General features: G+C 40.2%; 13 protein-coding genes and 4 pseudogenes. 12 read left to right on the top strand and 5 right to left on the bottom strand.

Annotated elements, in window-relative coordinates; translation table 11 throughout:
- Positions 1-97: 97 nt before the first annotated feature.
- Both cdaA and folP read right to left on the bottom strand, forming a co-directional pair.
- Entirely contained in the window at positions 98-871 is a 774-nt protein-coding gene (gene cdaA, locus JCM15907_RS01680) for a diadenylate cyclase CdaA (protein WP_235266299.1), read from the bottom strand.
- Positions 872-886: 15 nt separating this feature from the next.
- Positions 887-1,743, bottom strand: a pseudogene (gene folP / locus JCM15907_RS10125) (dihydropteroate synthase).
- 596 nt (positions 1,744-2,339) lie between these two features.
- Between folP and purH the strand changes: the two are divergent.
- The 12 genes and pseudogenes from purH (at position 2,340) to folK (ending at position 14,460) form a co-directional block, all read left to right on the top strand.
- Positions 2,340-3,866, top strand: coding sequence for a bifunctional phosphoribosylaminoimidazolecarboxamide formyltransferase/IMP cyclohydrolase (gene purH / locus JCM15907_RS01695; RefSeq protein WP_025842465.1), 1,527 nt, complete (start codon positions 2,340-2,342; stop codon positions 3,864-3,866).
- Positions 3,867-3,905: 39 nt separating this feature from the next.
- Positions 3,906-4,928, top strand: a complete 1,023-nt coding sequence (locus tag JCM15907_RS01700; RefSeq protein WP_025842466.1) for a rod shape-determining protein — start codon at positions 3,906-3,908, stop codon at positions 4,926-4,928.
- A gap of 39 nt (positions 4,929-4,967) precedes the next feature.
- Positions 4,968-5,837, top strand: a complete 870-nt coding sequence (gene mreC, locus JCM15907_RS01705) for a rod shape-determining protein MreC (protein WP_025842467.1) — start codon at positions 4,968-4,970, stop codon at positions 5,835-5,837.
- Entirely contained in the window at positions 5,834-6,364 is a 531-nt protein-coding gene (locus JCM15907_RS01710) for a hypothetical protein (RefSeq protein ID WP_036883530.1), read from the top strand. The genes mreC and JCM15907_RS01710 overlap by 4 nt, the downstream gene beginning before the upstream one ends.
- A gap of 23 nt (positions 6,365-6,387) precedes the next feature.
- Positions 6,388-8,248: pseudogene (gene mrdA / locus JCM15907_RS10130) on the top strand (penicillin-binding protein 2).
- Positions 8,238-9,723: pseudogene (gene rodA / locus JCM15907_RS10135) on the top strand (rod shape-determining protein RodA). The pseudogenes mrdA and rodA overlap by 11 nt, the downstream one beginning before the upstream one ends.
- 288 nt (positions 9,724-10,011) lie before the next feature.
- Positions 10,012-10,893, top strand: coding sequence for a cell division protein FtsX (locus JCM15907_RS01725; protein ID WP_051522321.1), 882 nt, complete (start codon positions 10,012-10,014; stop codon positions 10,891-10,893).
- 55 nt (positions 10,894-10,948) lie between these two features.
- Positions 10,949-11,185: a DUF3098 domain-containing protein gene (locus tag JCM15907_RS01730; RefSeq protein ID WP_025842470.1), complete on the top strand. Its 237-nt coding sequence runs from the start codon at positions 10,949-10,951 to the stop codon at positions 11,183-11,185.
- 11 nt (positions 11,186-11,196) lie between these two features.
- On the top strand, positions 11,197-12,048 hold the full coding sequence (gene uppP / locus JCM15907_RS01735) for an undecaprenyl-diphosphatase UppP (protein ID WP_025842471.1): 852 nt from the start codon (positions 11,197-11,199) through the stop codon (positions 12,046-12,048).
- 8 nt (positions 12,049-12,056) lie between these two features.
- Positions 12,057-12,821 (top strand): tRNA pseudouridine(55) synthase TruB, encoded by a 765-nt coding sequence (gene truB / locus JCM15907_RS01740; RefSeq protein WP_025842472.1) that lies wholly within the window; start codon positions 12,057-12,059, stop codon positions 12,819-12,821.
- Positions 12,822-12,889: 68 nt separating this feature from the next.
- A pseudogene (queA, locus tag JCM15907_RS10140) lies at positions 12,890-13,938 on the top strand (tRNA preQ1(34) S-adenosylmethionine ribosyltransferase-isomerase QueA).
- Between the two features lie 27 nt (positions 13,939-13,965).
- A complete protein-coding gene (gene folK, locus JCM15907_RS01750; RefSeq protein ID WP_036885301.1) occupies positions 13,966-14,460 on the top strand; it encodes a 2-amino-4-hydroxy-6-hydroxymethyldihydropteridine diphosphokinase in 495 nt (164 codons plus the stop codon).
- 274 nt (positions 14,461-14,734) lie between these two features.
- On the opposite strand, the gene JCM15907_RS01755 is transcribed toward folK, so the two are convergent.
- From JCM15907_RS01755 to lpxA, 3 genes are read right to left on the bottom strand one after another with little or no spacing between them, the layout of a single operon-like run.
- Positions 14,735-16,036 (bottom strand): MFS transporter, encoded by a 1,302-nt coding sequence (locus tag JCM15907_RS01755; protein WP_025842474.1) that lies wholly within the window; start codon positions 16,034-16,036, stop codon positions 14,735-14,737.
- A 25-nt stretch (positions 16,037-16,061) separates the two neighbouring features.
- Entirely contained in the window at positions 16,062-17,648 is a 1,587-nt protein-coding gene (locus tag JCM15907_RS11965) for a bifunctional ADP-dependent NAD(P)H-hydrate dehydratase/NAD(P)H-hydrate epimerase (protein ID WP_025842475.1), read from the bottom strand.
- Between the two features lie 37 nt (positions 17,649-17,685).
- Positions 17,686-18,480 carry an acyl-ACP--UDP-N-acetylglucosamine O-acyltransferase gene (gene lpxA / locus JCM15907_RS01765; protein ID WP_025842476.1) on the bottom strand — a complete coding sequence of 265 codons (795 nt, stop codon included), beginning with the start codon at positions 18,478-18,480 and terminating at the stop codon, positions 17,686-17,688.
- Positions 18,481-18,488: the final 8 nt, after the last annotated feature.

Here is an 18,488-nt window from a genome sequence, read left to right on the forward strand (position 1 = left end):
ACAAGGGATAGAAAGGTTTCTCTTTTCCAACACTTATGCAGAGAACCCTACAAGCTAAGGTGTAAATTCTCACAAATAGGGGTAGTATGAGATAGGTCTACTCTTCAAGAGCTTTACGTAGTTCATCTATGGAAATATTTTCGTGGATTTCTCCTCGATAGGCATACGATATAAACCCTCTCTCCTCACTCACTATAACCACTTTGGCATCGGTCTCCTGAGAGATGCCCAATGCCGATCGGTGACGCAAACCAAGATCTTTGTTCAAATCTTCCGAAGAAGATACTGGCAAGATGCAACCTGCTGCACAAATTTTTCCATCCATAATAATCATAGCACCATCATGCAGGGGACTATTTTTGAAGAAAATATTTTCGATAAGACGGGCATTTACCTCCGAACGAAACATTTCTCCCGTATGAATGTAGTTGGAGAGGTCCATTGATTGACTTATGACGATAATAGCTCCTGTCTTTTTCTTTGAAAGATTGAGCGTGGCCAACACTACAGGAGCGATGTATTTGCGGTCTTCCGTCTCCCCTTTGCGTACATCTTTGGAAAACCATCTGCGAACAAACCTCCACTTTCGAGTAGAACCCAAACCGACCAAAAACTTACGAATCTCATCTTGGAATATGATGATAATAAGTAGTGTCCCGACATTTACGAATTTGTCTAATATGGCTCCCATGAGCTTCATTTCGAGCAATTGAGATACCAATACCCATAGAATAAGGAAGGTGAATATGCCTAAGAATATAGCTTTTGAACCAGAACTTTTCAAAATCTGGTAGGTGTAAAATAGAAAGAGTGCAACCAATACAATGTCGATTACATCTTTGAATGAAAAAGGCATCCAGAGGGTAAACATATTGAAATTGGGGGTCTAATAATTGTACTGTATAACTTCGCGAGTCAATATAACCGCTTCTACGGCAGCCCGTACATCGTGTACTCGGAGGATGCTGACCCCTCCTTGCAGTAGAGCTATGGTATGTAGTATGGTGGTGCCGTTTAGCGCTTCTTCTGGGGTAATGTCCAGCGTTTTCCAAACCATTCTTTTACGAGATACCCCTACGAGTATAGGGAGCTGTAAGGAGGTTAAAGACTGATGGGCAAGGGCAAAAAGTCGAAAGTTGTCCGACATAGTTTTAGAAAATCCATATCCGGGGTCAAGGATAATATCTTTCACTCCTAATTTTCTGAGGCGATCTGTACGTTCTATAAAATAGTCCAACACCTCCGTTTCTACATTGGGGGTGTAGGTATGTTGGGCGTGCATATGTTCCAAACCTCCTTTTAGGTGCATCAAAATATAGGGTACTCTTAATTGAGCACTGTAGCAAACATGTTGGCATCTCCTTCACCGCCGCTTATATCATTTATGATAGAGACTCCGTACTCTTCTACTGCCATGCGAGCAATGGTACTGTGAAAGGTATCTACCGATACAATCAGGTCGGGATACTCATTTCGCAACAAACGCAGAGCTGGTATGAGTCGCTCTTTCTCCTCAAGCATAGAAGGCTGTTGGCTACCTGGTCGGGTAGAGCATCCTCCAATATCTATCATTGTAGCTCCTTCCGAAATAATTTGTTCTATGCGCTCACGCATAGCTTGCTCTCCTTGTACTCGGCTGTCGGAATAGAAAGAATCGGGTGTAACATTCATTATCCCCATTACTTGTGGGGTAGAAAGAGAGCAAATCTTTCCTTTTAGATTGAGAGTTTGTTGTTGCCTCATAAGCAGTTATTAGCTCTATTGTGTGAGATGGGGTTGTACCTCTGCTTTCTTGCACCTCAAAAGTACTTATTTCGTCCGATATTGCTTCGTTTTTAGATTTCGAATATAGGGGAGTACAAGAGTTTAGAAGAAAGAAAAGAGAAAACGAAAGCTGCCTTCGGAAAGGTATATAACGAACTTTCAAAACCCTCTGTGCAAACGTTTGAAACCTTCTGTGCAAACTCTCAAAAGGGTTATACCTTTTGATTTTTGGGTAAAGAGGCAACTTCTCTTCCGCTCTGGGAGGAATTTGCACAAGACAGAAGGGAAGAAAAATGTTGATGGATATTTTGGTGCATAAGAGGGCATAAAGTGGCTGATACAGAGAGATACAAAAGGGTACAAAGATGTGTGATAAGACACGACAGGTAGGAATGAGCTAACAGGTACCTTTTTAGAAAAGAGTCGTTACCGTTTTTCTCTATCAACAATATCTCCCTCTATCCGCCTTTTTTTCTTTATTCTTTTTGTTTTTCAGTGGTACAAGAGAGCATAAAATCTACTATCTTTGCTCTACTTAACTACAAACGAAGCAACATTGCGCTCCAGAGCGATTTATGGAAAAGATAGAAAGAAAAATAAAACGAGCACTTGTCTCCGTGTATCATAAGGAGGGCTTGGAGGAGATTATTCGTGCTCTTCATGCCCTTGATGTCGAACTGGTTTCTACAGGAGGTACGAAGGATTATATCGAATCGTTAGGTATCCCTGCTACTGCAGTGGAGGATTTGACACAATATCCCTCTATGTTAGGAGGTAGGGTAAAGACCCTGCACCCGGGGGTGTTCGGTGGTATTTTGGCTCGTCGCGAACACGAACAGGATTTAAAAGAAGTGGCAGAGTTCAATATCCGTCTGTTTGACTTGGTTATTGTAGACTTATACCCTTTTGCAGATACTGTAGCCTCTGGAGCGAGCCAAGAAGACATTATCGAAAAGATAGATATCGGTGGTATATCACTCATCAGAGGGGCTGCTAAAAACTTCCAAGATGTACTCATTATATCATCTGTGCACCAGTATCTATCCCTCTTGGATATTCTTAGAGAGCAAAAAGGTATCACTTCTTTGGAAGAGCGTAAACATTTTGCCAAACTTGCTTTTGCCGTTTCTTCGGGCTATGATACCGATATTTTTCGCTACTTCGACCAAGGAAATTTATCAGCCTTCCGTGTTGCAGAAGACCATCTTAACGTGCTGCGTTATGGAGAGAATCCTCATCAAAAGGGGTACTTTTTCGGCAATTTAGAACTCTATTTTGACAAATTGCAAGGCAAGGAGATTTCTTACAATAACCTACAAGACATCGCCGCAGCGTGCGATTTGATTGCAGAGTACAAGGCTCCCACTTTTGCCGTACTGAAGCACAATAATCCTTGTGGTATAGCAACTCGCGAAACTATTCAAGAGGCGTGGGTAGCAGCTTTGGCTTGCGACCCCGAGTCGGCATTCGGTGGCATTCTTGTAGCTAATCGTCCTATTGATGTAGCTACGGCTCAATCTATCGGAGATCTATTCTTTGAAGTGTTGATTGCTCCTGATTACGATAGTGAAGCCTTGGCGATTCTTACCCAAAAAAACAAGCGTATATTACTTTTACAAAAAGGTGAAATCCCTTCTAACTACAGTTTTAAGTCAGCCTTAGGAGGAGTATTGGTGCAAGAGGATGATAATTATAATGAAGATCCAAAGGCCTTTGAAGTGGTAACACAAAAATCTCCTTCCGAAGACGAAGTAGACGATTTCGTTTTTGCTCAAAAGGTCGTTAAGCATTGTAAGAGCAATGCAATAGCTCTCGCCAAAGATAGTTGTCTTTTAGCTGTAGGCATTGGACAGACCTCTCGAGTCTCTGCACTCAAGCAAGCTATAGAGAAAGCGCGTAACTTTGGATTTGACCTCCAAGGAGCTGTGTTGGCAAGCGATGCTTTCTTCCCATTCGACGATTGTGTCGCTTTGGCTGCGGAGGCTGGTATAACTGCGATAGTTCAGCCTGGAGGTTCTCTCCGAGACAAGGATAGTATAAAGAAAGCAGACGAACTTGGCATCGCTATGGTTATGACAGGAGTTCGTCACTTTAAGCATTGATTAACAAGTATAAGCATCTGTATAGAATAAGATTATCATATGGGACTCTTTTCTTTCAAACAGGAATTGGCAATAGACCTCGGTACCGCCAATACCGTAATCACTAAAGACGGAAAGATTGTGCTTGACGAGCCGTCGGTGGTGGCTTTTGACCTCCGTACCAACGAAGTGTTGGCTATAGGCCATGAAGCACGAGAGATGTACGAAAAAGGACATGCTTATATCCGCACAGTGCGTCCTTTAAGAGATGGAGTGATTGCAGACTTTAGTGCCGCAGAACAGATGATTAGAGGGATGATTAAGAGCCTAAATAAAAAGTCTCGTAGACTCTTTAATCCGTCTCTTCGTATGGTAGTTTGTATCCCATCGGGAAGTACACAGGTAGAGATAAGAGCTGTGCATGATTCTTGTGAACATGCAGGAGGTAGAGAGGTGTATATGCTTTTTGAACCTATGGCGGCTGCAATCGGAATTGGTATAGATGTCTTAGCTCCTCAAGGTAATATGATAGTGGATATAGGTGGGGGAACAACCGAAATAGCTGTTATCTCTTATGGAGGGATTGCTACTAAGCAATCTATTCGTACGGCAGGAGACGAGTTTACCAATGATATTATGAACCATATGCGCCAAAAGCACAATGTTCGTATTGGAGAGCGTACGGCAGAACAAATAAAGATAAATGTAGGAGCTGCTATTAGGGAGCTAGAGGATACGCCCCCCGATTTTGAGGTTTGTGGTGCAGACCAGATGGATACCTTGCCTCGTAAGATACTCGTTTCTTCGGCGGAAATAGCAGGATGTTTGGATGCTTCTATAGCCAAAATCGAAGCCGCAATACTTAAAACATTGGAAGAGACACCTCCTGAACTTTATGGAGATGTTATTAGCAATGGTATCAATCTAACGGGCGGTGGAGCTCTACTAAGAGGCTTAGACAAACGTCTTACCGATCGCTTCGGGATTAAGTTTATTGTACCCGAAGAACCCCTTCATGCAGTGGCCAAAGGTACAGGTATAGCTTTGAAAAATATTGAAACTTTCAACTTCCTAATTCAATAGTACTGTTTTGTGCCCTCTTGATTGAAGGCTTGATACAAAGTGCAAAAGATATTTGAGTTTATAACGAACAAAGCGCATTGGCTACTCCTCATACTTTTTGAGGTGGTAGCTTTTGCTTTGTTATTTAATGGCAATATCTATCATAGATTTATAAACTTAACCTACTCGAACTATATAGTGGGTTCCTTTCTCCAAGTATCTGGAGACCTTACAAGCTACATCAAGCTAAGACAGAAAAATGAGGCACTGCTCGAACAGAATGCTCGTTTAGAATCGAAATACTTGTCCTTAAAGCAACAGGTAGAGCATGCTGCGGCCGATACCATAATACCTTTTGCTTTTGTGACCGACTCTCTCATTGCTCCCACTCCTTTGGAATATATAACAGCTCGGGTTATTAGTTCTTCTATCAATAAAACTCATAACTTACTGGTAATAGACAAAGGAGAGCGATCTGGTGTACAAAAAGATATGGGGGTTATGTCGGCTCATGGAGTAGTGGGTATCGTCTCCTCCGTCTCTCAAAACTATTCGGTAATTGTACCCCTGATAAATCCGACAATAAAGTTGAGTTGTAAATTGCAAAACACGGGACACTTTGGTTACTTGTCTTGGAATGACCCTGGAAAAAGTATTACACGATTGACAGATTTGCCCAATCACGTCTCTTATAAGAGTGGAGATACTATTGTTACCAGTGGCTACTCATCGGTTTTCCCTCCTAACCTTTTTGTTGGCACAGTGGGAGCAGAGTCTCAAACAAGTGATGGTATTGCTCTATCGTCTTCTTATATACCTGTTGTTTTGGGTACAGATTTTGCCACGTTAGATTTCGTATATGTGATTAGTGGTGGGGTAGTATTGCCTCAAAGGGAATTAGATTCATTGCTAACACCGAGAGATTTATGACGATTCGATCTATAATTATCTTTTTGCAGGCTTTGGTAATCTTATTCTTGCAAGTATGGGTGTTTAATCCTCTCTATATATTTCGTTTGGCAACCCCTTTCCCCTATCTTTTGCTTTTGTTCCTTTTACCAATTGGATTTTCCAAGGCTTGGGTTACTTTTTTCAGTGCATTGTTTGGCTTTGTTTTAGACATCTTTTCGGGTACTCCAGGATTACACTTAGCAGCTTTTACTGCGACAGGTTTTTTGCGTAACTACTTAATCAAATTTTTCATAGATGCCGAGACTGATCCTCTTCTTTCTCCTGTGAAAGGGATACGAGGAGGGAGTATGGCTTTGTTGCTACTTATTATAGTATCGGTACATCATAGTATTCTTTTTGGATTAGATGCTTTTTCCGCCTTTCATATAGGTTATTTCTTAAAACGTTTGGGAAGTAGCCTTTTGACCACTTATTTGATAGTATTAGTCGCTATACTACTCATGGGACAACAGGCTAAAAAGCATGCTACCAACTATCAAGGATAAGCTCTTTATTTGTCTTATTAGGCATGAAAAAGGAGAAGGGAAGTGAGTTACAGAGGATAATGTTTTTATCTCTCATTGCTATACTCATTGTGATTGGGTATATAGTAAGGCTTTTCTATTTGCAGATATTAAGCCCTGAATATACAGAAAAAGCCGAAAGGAATGCTTTCTATTACCGAACGATATATCCCGAGCGAGGAGTTATATTTGACCGAGAGGGGCGTTTGTTGGTCTTTAATGAACCTGCTTATGATATATTGGTAGTCAATAAAGAGGTTAAAGATTTAGATACGTTAGAATTCTGCAAATTTCTCGGTGTAGATATAGAGTTAGTGCGCAACCGTTTTCAATTTATTAAGAATAGAACCTTAAATCCAGGGTATTCACCATATACTCCGCAAACATTACTTACTCAAATAAATGTACAGAATGCTGGGCGGTTTCAAGAACATCTCTATAAATTCCCTGGGTTCTTTGTACAGCATAGATCGGTGCGCAAGTATGATACCTCTGCTGCCGCCCATGTATTGGGCTATCTTTCTGAGTGTAATCAAAATGAAATAGCTAAGGATAGTACTTTGGCTTTGGGCGATTATATTGGCAAATCGGGAGTGGAACGATTTTACGATCTCTCTCTTCGGGGGCAAAAAGGCTACCAAATAATGCTTCGAGATGCTCGTGGGCGCATAAAAGGTCGTTACAATAACGGGGCTAATGATATCTCTGAAAAGCGAGGTAGTAATATTACTCTTAGTCTTGATATAGAACTACAAAAATTAGGAGAGGCTCTAATGCGAGGCAAACGAGGGGCTATTGTGATGATAGAGCCACAAACTGGCGAGGTGCTATGCCTTGTTACAAGCCCTAACTTTGATCCTTCTCTGCTTACAGGACGTGATTTTGGGAAAAACCATATTCTTTTGGAGCGAGAGAGAGGAAAACCTCTTTTTAACAGAGCTATACAAGGGGCTTATCCTCCAGGATCTACTTTCAAAACAACACAAGCGGCTATCTTTCTGAATGAAGGGATTATTACAGGTAACACCCAATTTACCTGCTATCATGTTATCCCCGTTTACGAGGAAAACCAGCCTGCCACTCTCATTACTCTCCGTTGGCAGTGGAGTATGCTTTAACCACATCGTGCAATGCTTTTTTCTGTTGGGGGCTTCACTATATGCTTGACGATCGTTCTCGTTATCCTTCTGTACAGCAGGCTTTTACTCAATGGAAAGATTATATGATTTCTTTCGGTTGCGGTTATCCAGTTGGCATTGACTTACCAGGGGAGAAAAGAGGCTTTATCCCTAATAGCGACTACTATGACAAGTGGTATCAAAAGCGATGGACTTCCTCCAGCATTATCTCTAACTCAATAGGGCAGGGCGAGGTGCTAATGACTCCTTTACAAATGGCTAATATGGCTGCTATAATAGCGAATAGAGGTTACTACTATCGTCCTCATATGGTACGAGAGATTGCTGGAAACGAGTTGGATACCGCTTATACCAAAAGCATATTACCGCTGTGCGAAAAGAACATTGGGAACTTATTGTAAGCGGGATGGCAGGGGCAGTTACAGCAGGTACCTGTCGAGCAGCCAACTTTGCTCCTGGAGAGATTGAGGTGTGTGGCAAAACAGGAACAGCAGAAAATAGACATGGTAAAGATCATTCTGCTTTTATCGGATTTGCTCCTCGTAATAATCCTCAAGTAGCCATAGCCGTATATGTAGAAAACGGAGGCTTTGGGGCTACCTTTGGAGTGCCTATTGGCCGTGTTATGATGGAATATTACCTTCGAGAGGGCAATCTATCAGCTTCCTCTTTGGGAATTGTAGAACAGATGAAACATCAATCGTTAGCTTATACGTATGAACCCTAATCAAGCAACTTCTTTTTTTAAACGATTAGATTGGTTTACGATAATTATTTACCTCCTACTTGTTGTTTCGGGGTGGGCTATGATTTGTGCCGCAAGTTACAGCTATGATACAGAGCATTTAGTAACTCCAGGGAGTAGACCAATGATGCAACTAATTTGGATGGGGTTAAGTCTTATACTTATTTTCATTCTTCTAACAGTTGATGTAGGCTGGCTTGAGAGCCTAACGCCTATTTTTTATATTGTTATGCTGGGGCTTCTATTTATCACGATATTTGTTGCCCCTGAGATAAAAGGCTCTCGTTCTTGGTTGGTCTTAGGCCCATTGCGGTTACAACCTGCTGAGTTTGCAAGATAACAACCTCTTTGATGCTCGCTTCGACTATAAATCGCTATGCTTCAAGCTCTCTTCTTGGCGCTCTTATGCCGAAGTGTTTGGAATAATTTTACTGCCAGTTTTTCTTATTTTTCTTGAAAAAGAGACAGGCTCTGCTCTGGTCTATACAGCCTTGTTTTTGGCACTTTATAGAGAGGGGCTATCGGGCATTATCATTGGGAGTGCTTTTCTTGCCGTTGTACTCTTTGTTGCCTCTCTATCGCTCAACGATGTATATTGGGGAGACACGCAGGCACAGATCTGGAGCCTTGCCACTATTATTATGCTTGCTGTTTTTGTGCTACTTCTACTACGCCCTGCCAAGAATAAAAGGCTTTTTCATTGGCTTATTGTTTCCGAATTGGCACTTTATGTTATTGCTTGGGGGGGGAGTTTTTTCTTTCCTATGAACTATGCCTATGTGGCTATCTTACAGCTCGGCTTGCTTCTTATCTATTGTTTTACTCAGGCATTTCGCTATTATGCCCGTCGTTATTTCTTAATATTATTTTTTGCCATTGCTTGCATTCTTTATACACTATCTGTCTCTTTCGTATTCGAAAAAGTATTGCAACCCCATCAACAGGTACGTATCTCGGTAGCTTTAGGACTCAAGGAAGACCCCAAAGGGGTAGGGTATAATGTAAATCAAGCTAAGATAGCTGTTGGCTCTGGAGGCCTTACAGGTAAAGGTTTCCTCCAAGGTACACAAACCAAACTTAACTACGTGCCCGAGCAAGATACAGACTTTATTTTTTGTACTGTCGGGGAGGAGATGGGATTTATTGGTTCCTCCGCCCTACTTATCGTCTACCTCATACTTATATTGCGTATATATTATCTTGCCGAGCGACAAACTACAGCTTTCGGTCGAGTATATGGTTACTGCGTAGGTTCTATATTCTTTTTTCACTTGTCGATAAATGTGGGAATGGTAATAGGTTTAGTACCCGTTATTGGTATTCCTCTTCCCTTTTTTAGCTATGGAGGGTCCTCTTTGTGGGGATTTACTATTCTCTTATTCCTTTTTTTACGGATAGATGCCTCTCGCAAACTGGAGAGTACCGCCTCTTCTCCAGCTCTAAGAGGGCTTGTCTAAATCTCTCACAACCCTTTTTCTATAAAGGCTATTAGTTTATGGTTATACAGCTTACTGTATGAGGGTACTGTGTAGAGTTCTAAAAGCTATAACCCTTTAGAATGTTTGTATAGATGGTTTTGAAAGTTTACACGGATGGTTTTTCCGCTTAGGTATATACCTTGGGAAGCTATGGATTATTTTAAAGAGAGATATGCGCCTTTGATAAGGCAGTAGGGCATATTTCATTGCTCGGGTATAATATTTTTGTACCTTTGTCCAACTCTTTTATACAGTTCTTTATATAAGATGCGACGACAAGATATTCCCAAGAAGAAAAAAGCGTTTCACACTCGCTTTATAGCGATTATCAGTATAGCACTCCCTTTATTTACTCTCGCATGGATTGGGGTAGTAGAGGCTTTTCAGAGAGGGGTAGACCGTGAGAGTCGAGAAAATCTTACATTCTCCATCACCTTGAATAAAGAACTTTCCGATAAACAGGGAAAGGAGTTTTTACAGTCGTTACAACAACAAACTTTTATCAAAGATGCTCGCTATATATCACCCGAGCAAGCAGCAAAGGAGTTAGAAGAGGAATTGGGGGAAAATCCAGAAAAGGTATTGGGCTACAACCCCTTGTTGCCATCAATTGAATTGCATCTGCATTCTGAATACACCCATCCAGATAGCTTAGTGAAGGTAGATGCTGTTATTTCTCAACTCTCCGGTGTCGATAAGTTTTCCTATCGCTCTGATATGTTCGATATTGTCTATGATAGGATGCAGAAGTCTTCTTACATTCTTTGGGCACTCTCTGCACTTCTTCTCATAATGGCTATAATTCAAATAAACAATACAACACATCTGATGATTTACTCCAAGAGGTTTTTGATTCGTTCAATGACTCTTTTGGGGGCAGATAGAGGGTTCATATGTCGCCCCTTTGTACTTTACAGTGTTGGTAATGGCTTTTGGGGAGGGGTACTCTCGGTAATCTTTTTTGCTGCTTCTGTGTCTGGGCTTAACTATTATATGCATCTGCCTATACTCCAATATATATCTTGGATTGAGTTAGGTATAATAGCAGGTATTATGATTGTAGTAGGTGTTCTGCTTTCTACCATATCATCTTTCTTTTCTACTTTGCATTACCTTCGTATGGATAGAGGTCGCATAACCCTCAGTTAATAGAAAAAAGTATAAAGAAATAGAGTAGAGATTTATATCCCCAACAGTAAATACTATGATTTTTGGAAGGAAAAACTATATCCTCATAATAGCTTCACTATTGTTAATCATCTTTGGGTTTATCTTAATGTCAGGAGGAGGATCTGTAGATGGAGTAACCTTTAACCCTGAGATATTTAGTGTTAGGCGTATTGTGATAGCCCCGATTGTTTCTCTGTTGGGCTTCTTGCTTATGGTAGTGGCAATAATGCTACCCAATAAGAATAAAAAAGGAAACTCACCTAAAGCCTAACTGCCACTAAAATGACTTTGTTACAAACGATAGTACTTGCTATCGTAGAGGGATTGACGGAGTTTCTCCCGATTTCCTCTACGGGGCATCTTATGCTCACACAAGCCTTTTTGGGGATGGAGTCTACCCCCTATGTCAGAGCTTTTACAGTATTTATTCAGTTAGGGGCTATTCTTTCTGTTGTAACCCTTTATTGGAAACGATTTTTTCTGCTTCCCAAAAGTCAGATGTTACAAACGGAAGAATCTTCAAGCAATAAACATCGCTGGCAAGCACTATTCTATTTTTATCTTAAGCTGGTTGTTGCTTGTTTGCCTGCCGCAATAGCAGGATTTTTTTTCGAAGAGCATATAGATGCCCTTCTCTCTAATGTTTATGTTTTCGCTACTATGCTTCTACTGGGAGGGGTATTGATGCTTTTTGTAGATAGAATATTTGCTACATCAAAGAGAGAGAAGGTTTCTTTTTCCAATGCTTTTATGATTGGACTTTATCAATGTATTGCTATGATTCCCGGTGTATCGCGCTCTATGGCAACTATTGTAGGAGGACAGCAACAGGGATTATCTCGCAAAAGTGCAGCCGAATTTTCTTTCTTCCTTGCTGTACCTGTAATGTTTGGTGCAACACTTTTAAAAGCCTATAAACTTTTCAAACAGTTTGGTGTAGATATATTTGTAGACAATGCTGTGTCTCTCATTGTAGGCAATGTGGTGGCTTTTGTTGTTGCCATATTTGCTATGCGCTTTTTTATCAATTTTTTGACCAAGTTTGGCTTCAAATACTTTGGCTATTATCGAATTGTTGTAGGGCTTCTTATCCTATGTCTTCTTTGGAGTGGCTTTCCTTTGGATCTTAAGTAATCGGATATATGATACACTCTAAGAAAGAAGAAAATCAACCTCTTTTGTTGCGTTCGGGAGCTATTATACCCATTGATAAACCATTAGATTGGACTTCTTTTGATGTGGTCAATCGATTTCGTATAGCTGTAAAACACACTTTAGGTCTCAAAAAAATAAAAGTGGGGCATACGGGGACATTAGATCCTAAAGCAACGGGATTACTTTTACTTTGTACAGGACGAGCTACCAAACGTATTGAGGAACTTATGCTCAACTCCAAAGAGTATGTAGCTACCCTAAAATTAGGAGCTACAACTCCCTCTTTCGATACGGAACACCCCGAAGATACCATCTATTCTTATGAACATATAACTCGAGACAAGATAGAGGAAGTATTACCTAAATTCCGAGGAGTTATAGAACAAGTACCCCCTATTTTCTCTGCTGTCTCGGTCAATGGAAAAAGGGCTTATGAATTGGCACGCAAGGGAAAAGATGCAGAGTTACCCTCCAAAAAAGTAATTATTCATTCCCTTGAAATAGAGAGCTTTCAACTTCCCTATCTATCCCTTCGTATAGTGTGTGGTAAGGGTACTTACATACGTTCTTTGGCAAGAGATTTAGGAGTAGCTCTGCAGAGCGGAGCCTATCTAACTGCACTAAGACGTACCCATTTAGGAGCTATTTCTGTAGAAGATGCCTATTCGATAGAAGAGCTCCCGAAAATGCTCTCCCAAGTTGCTTTGCAAGAAGAGGGCTTTCCCGATATTACCCCTCCCAATGGGAAGTAATGAACGAATCCTGATATTGGATTGTTTTCAATATATGTGCATATTTATAACTAAGAAAAATATACTTGATGAAACTTTCTGAGTTCGACTTTAAACTGCCTGAGCATCTTATAGCTTCGCATCCTACACAGCATCGAGATGAGTCTCGTTTAATGGTCCTTAATCGAAAAGATGGCTCTATTGAGCATCGGGTATTCAAGGATATTATCAACTATTTTGGCAAGGGAGATACATTCGTTTTTAATAATACCAAAGTTATCCCTGCTCGCTTTATGGAAAGAAGGAAAAAACTATGGCTCGAATAGAGGTTTTTCTCCTTCGAGAACTGAATAAAGATATCAAACTTTGGGATGTATTGGTAGACCCTGCTCGCAAGATAAGGATTGGTAATAAACTTTATTTTGGTCCCGATGATGCTCTTGTGGCAGAAGTTATAGATAATACTATCAATGGAGGACGTACTTTGCGTTTTCTCTATGACGGAACGCACGAAGAATTCAAGTCTTATCTCTATGCTTTGGGGGCAGCTCCCTTACCTAAGTATATGAATCGAGAGGCAGAGGAAGAAGATTTGGAGCGTTTTCAAACGATTTATGCTTCAGAGGAGGGAGCCGTTATTGCTCCTGCAGCAGGACTTCACTTTAGTAGAGAGTTGCTCAAAAGGCTTCAGATAGCTGACTGTAATTTTGCTTATTTGACCTTGCACAATGGATTAGGCAACTTCGAAAATCAAGACATAGAAGACCTTTCCAAACATCGTAAGAACAATGAACAGATGATTATTACCAAAGAGTGCTGTGATATTGCCAATAAAGGTAAAGAGGGCGGAGGGCAAATTGTTGCCGTAGGAACTTCTGTTCTCAGAGCCTTGGAAACGGCGGTCAGTACCGATGGACGTATAAAAGAGTTTGATGGATGGACTAACAAGTATATCTATCCACCCTACAACATAGCCTTTGCAACTTCTTTGATTACTAATTTTCATATGCCTTTGTCTTTGTTACTTATGATGGCAGCTTCAATGGGAGGCTATGAGCATGTAATGAATGCCTATGAGATGGCTATCAAAGAAGAGTATAGATTTGGTGCTTATGGAGATGCCATGTTGATTATCTAATCCTCTTTACTCTTTCTCTTTAACGCTATGGACAAGAGAAAAAAGTCAACCATCGTATACCTCGCTTTGGGAAGTAATCTTGGAGCGAGGCATGTTATATTGTCACAGGCTATAACACAACTCTCTGAAGAAGTGGGTAGTGTCCTTTCTATAGCTTCTTTTTATGAGACGACTCCTTGGGGGTTTTCTTCTGAATATCAGTTTCTCAATACAGTTATAGCCCTACGTACTGAATTTTCGGCGGAAGAACTACTGGCCGAAACACAAAGGATAGAACGTTCTTTGGGACGTACTTCGAAACATCTCGTAGGAGAGAATTATACAGATCGTACTATTGATATAGATATTCTATTCTATGGAGAAGAAGTTATCCATTTAGAAGATCGACTTATTATTCCGCATCCACTCCTACACGAACGCCTATTTGTATTGGAGCCTTTAGTGCAAATAGCCCCTAATTTAATACATCCCCAAAAGAAACAAACTATTCTTACTTTGTTCAAAGTAAGGAACTCCTTATAGATACTATGGCTGAAGACTTGTAAACGAAGCTAAGAGAAGAGGGGTATAGAGAAGAAGCGAGGGTATTCAAAGGGATATGAACTTTCTGTTTCTCATTTGTTACTACAAGGTTTAAGATCGACGGGGTTTACCCACTTTTTTAGGATGGTATTCACTTTTTTCGGACTCTACCGATAGTATCAAATAAAAACTTGAAAAACATTGAAAAAGATAAAGGGCTGACTTTCTATTTAGAGAGTCTGCCCTTTATCTTTTCCTTTTTACCCCTTCTAAATTAGCGTATCAGTTTAGACTTATATCCTTCAATAGCATAGTACAGCATATAGATTTCGCCTATAACAACCAAAATCCAAGTCCACTTCCAATTACCTACAAAGTCTGCTAATGCTCCTTGCAGGAAAGGCATAATAGCCCCTCCGATTACCCCCATAAGAAGAGCTCCTGAGGCTTGTGCAGTGTATTTACCCAATTTATCGATAGCTAAAGAGAAAATAGCCCCCCACATTAATGAATGTAACAACCCTACTGCAATCAGAATCCTTGGTTCTTTAAGTAGCATAGAGAGTGCTATTAATAGAGCGGCACATAGAGATGTTACCAGCAACTGTATATTGGCTCTAATCATCGTTAAGAAGCTACTTAGAAAACGTCCTATGAGCATAGAGAGCCAATACAAGCTACTCCAAGCTACAACCTCGGTATAAGACAATCCCAAATCCTGCTGCCCATAGTGGATGATATTACTACCAATACAGACCTCACAACCAACATACATAAAAATGGCTATAACCCCTAAACGGAGATGTCTAAACTTGTATACAGAGTGTTCTAAGGCTTCTGTTGTACTATCTGAGTCGGGAGTTAATTCTGGTAATCGGATATATTTTATCCCCACAAAAAGCACTCCTACGAAAAGAATAAATAGAAAAAGGGGAAGTACAATAGAGGTTACTTCTACATCTGCACCTTCTTTCCCTCTAAAGAGTACATAACCTACGAAAATGGGGCCTAACGTATTCATTAAAGAATTGGCTGTTCCAGCAATGTTTTGGCGAGTAACTCCGGTTGTTCTAGGTACTGAACAGACGATAATGTAAGGGTTAACAGAAGCTTGTAGATAAGTCAATCCTGTACCAGACACAAATGACCCAATTAAGAATATAAAGTAGCCTATGGGAAGGTATATTCCATTACTAAATGGTATTGCATTCCACCTCATAAGAGAGGTGTTTGAAGAGAACCATTGATGAGATAAGGCTGAAAGTTCAAAAATCGCCAAAGAAGCCATTACAATAGCGGTTCCAAAAAGAAGAGTCTTCTTATATCCATTCTTTTGAAGGTATTTTGCGCTTGTAGGCCCCATAACAAGGTAGGCTAAGAAAAAGGCAAAAGTCAAAAGTGTAGTCAAAGTATTTTCTAAAGAGCCTGCCTGAGCGAGAAAAGCAGCTTTTAGTGGAGCTTGAAACTGTTGATTGATACTCGTAATGAGACCAATCAAAGCCATTAAAACCACCATAAAGATGAAAGCGGGGAAATCGTTTCTTATTCCCCTGATTGCAGTAGTACTTGAAGTCATAATGTATTAATAACTCAGAAAATAGTTACTTGAATTGACGAAAAACCTCGGGTAGAGTTTTAATAATGTCAGAAGCGGTTAGAGAGAAGTGTGCATATTTACCTATGTAAAGATTACAAGCTAAGCCATAAAGGTGAGGGGCTATTATCGAAGCTGTAAAGGGGGAATAGTTCTGTGCTAAAAGGGATAGGACAATCCCCAATAAAACGTAATGCCCCCCCTGCACCTCCTTTTCATTAGTACCGCTTGTATTGAATATCACCTTACCATCAGGCATGCAAATAGCAGTTCTATAGCCTTGCAAGATTATATAAACCATTTTTCTCTTTGCAAAAGCACTTGCTTGTTCTACACGTTGCTCTTCCGTAGTACTTATTACTTTGAAGAGTCTATCAAAAGCACTTCCTGAGAGAATCAATATTGACTTCTCGGGAAGCACATCCAATAAATCATCGTCTTCGGTAAATATGCCAATGGCTTCTTCATCGAACACAAATTGCTTATCTGATAGGGAGAAAAAAAGATTCTCAAGGTATTGCTTTACTGTTGGATTTCGATCAAGCCCTCCGCCTAAACCTATAGCAGTATAAGAATGTAAAGCCGATATTTTTGAATGTATGGAATCTTTTTTGGTGGTAACTTGAGGAGAGGAGTCTTTGTATTCCAAAGGAAGAGAATCTATAACTTTGACCTCTGGAATAGCCATTTGTAACCAATATTTTTCTTCTTCTGTTGTTTGAATGGCTACATGAGAGACTCCTGTATGCAAGCAGCCTCTGGTTGACAAGATTAGAGAACCGATGCTCTCAGAACCTCCTCCAATGAGCAGAGCCTCTCCTTTTGTAGCTGGTAAAGCAGGAGAAAGTTTGTTTCGTTTTAACGAAAGTACTACATCATGATCAGTAGTTTCAAAGTAACGAGTGTCCAGCTGTTTTTCTACACGTTCGCTCAGTTTGAAGTCCAAAATTCTTAGTTCTCCATAAAACTCTCTGTTTTCTCCGAAAAACGAAGACAGTTTCGGGAAATCCAAACAAAAGGTATGAGTGGCTTGTATTGCACACCCAGGGTGTAAATCTTGGTTACTATCGGAAGATAAACCAGATGGAATATCTACAGATACTATATTTGGTCCTTCCGATTGATTGATGTATTTGATAAGTTTCCCAAATCCACTATCAGGTTTCAATGGAGATGGTAAATCCGTGCCAAAAAGGGCATCAATAATAATATGCCTATGCTCTATTTGAGGGGGAGTAAACTGATTGTCAATTTCATGTAGGAGAATATTGGGTAGCGTTAGCAACTGCTCTTTTAAGAGAGTTGCTTCTTTAGAAAGCCCTAAAGGAGGTTTGAATAGAAAAATTTCTATCTGATGTCCTGCTCTGATTTGTTCTGATAGAATTAATGCGATATTTAGCCCAATAGCACCATTATAACTTGGACCTGAGAAGATAATGAAAGGACGAGAAAGATAATCTTCATAACATACTCTTAGTTCTGAAACGAACTGAGAAGCATGAAAACTTATAAGTTCTTGAATGGTGCATATTCCTTCTTCTAAAGACTCAGAATATATCTTTTTAATGTTTGCTTCTGTGAAAATCTTTCTCATCTCTCTCTCTGCAAAAACTACAAGTTACTATCCTTCTTTATTCGAGATTGCTACGGACGATACCTCTCTCAGACTCCTTTATAAAATGAAGTATTAAGTCTCGCTCGGCAGAGGAGGGATAGTCTTGCTCTATTGCTCGTAGGGCATCTGTATTATTCAACCCTTTGAGGTAGAGCGTGCGGTAGATATCTCCAATCAAAAATATTTGTTCATTAGTAAAACCTCTACGACGTAAACCGACGATATTAATGCCACAATAAGCAATAGGATCTCTACCCACAATAACATAAGGAGGGATATCTTTAGTCACTTTAGATCCACCTTGTATCATCACGTGTTGAGATATATTGACAAACTGATGTACCAGAACTCCTCCACTTAGAATAGCAAAATCATCTACTTGTACTTCACCAGCTATTTGTGTAGCATTGCCTATTATAATGTTATTGTTGAGTATACAGTCATGTGCTACATGGCTATAGGCCATTAGAAGGCAGCGGTCCCCCACTTTAGTAAAACCTCTCGAGGCTGTTCCTCGATTTATTGTGGCATATTCTCGTATGGTTGTATCGTCTCCTATGATAGCCAGAGTTTCTTCATTCTTGAATTTAAGATCTTGTGGAATACCTCCTATTACAGCTCCTGGATGGATGTTGCAACGGTTACCGATACGGCTTCCATTACGAACAATAGAGTGGGGATGTAGGGTAGTATTGTCTCCTATCTCTGTATTTTCTTCTACTATAGCAAAAGCATCGATGTATACCCCCATCCCAATTTGAGCCCTAGGATGTATTAAGGCTTGGGGATGGATAAATGTTTCCTGTGTCATAAGGTGTG

This window comes from Porphyromonas gingivicanis JCM 15907 (assembly GCF_000614585.1).
In the GTDB taxonomy this organism is placed as follows: Bacteria; Bacteroidota; Bacteroidia; order Bacteroidales; family Porphyromonadaceae; genus Porphyromonas; species Porphyromonas gingivicanis.

Excerpts from the sequence above, each read along its gene's own strand:
- folK (WP_036885301.1), top strand. The coding sequence starts at position 13,966 with ATGGACAAGAGAAAAAAGTCAACCATCGTATACCTCGCTTTGGGAAGT.
- uppP (WP_025842471.1), top strand. The coding sequence starts at position 11,197 with ATGACTTTGTTACAAACGATAGTACTTGCTATCGTAGAGGGATTGACG.
- JCM15907_RS01725 (WP_051522321.1), top strand. The coding sequence starts at position 10,012 with ATGCGACGACAAGATATTCCCAAGAAGAAAAAAGCGTTTCACACTCGC.
- truB (WP_025842472.1), top strand. The coding sequence starts at position 12,057 with ATGATACACTCTAAGAAAGAAGAAAATCAACCTCTTTTGTTGCGTTCG.
- JCM15907_RS11965 (WP_025842475.1), bottom strand. The coding sequence starts at position 17,648 with ATGAGAAAGATTTTCACAGAAGCAAACATTAAAAAGATATATTCTGAG.
- JCM15907_RS01700 (WP_025842466.1), top strand. The coding sequence starts at position 3,906 with ATGGGACTCTTTTCTTTCAAACAGGAATTGGCAATAGACCTCGGTACC.
- JCM15907_RS01730 (WP_025842470.1), top strand. The coding sequence starts at position 10,949 with ATGATTTTTGGAAGGAAAAACTATATCCTCATAATAGCTTCACTATTG.
- JCM15907_RS01710 (WP_036883530.1), top strand. The coding sequence starts at position 5,834 with ATGACGATTCGATCTATAATTATCTTTTTGCAGGCTTTGGTAATCTTA.
- JCM15907_RS01755 (WP_025842474.1), bottom strand. The coding sequence starts at position 16,036 with ATGACTTCAAGTACTACTGCAATCAGGGGAATAAGAAACGATTTCCCC.
- cdaA (WP_235266299.1), bottom strand. The coding sequence starts at position 871 with ATGTTTACCCTCTGGATGCCTTTTTCATTCAAAGATGTAATCGACATT.
- lpxA (WP_025842476.1), bottom strand. The coding sequence starts at position 18,480 with ATGACACAGGAAACATTTATCCATCCCCAAGCCTTAATACATCCTAGG.
- purH (WP_025842465.1), top strand. The coding sequence starts at position 2,340 with ATGGAAAAGATAGAAAGAAAAATAAAACGAGCACTTGTCTCCGTGTAT.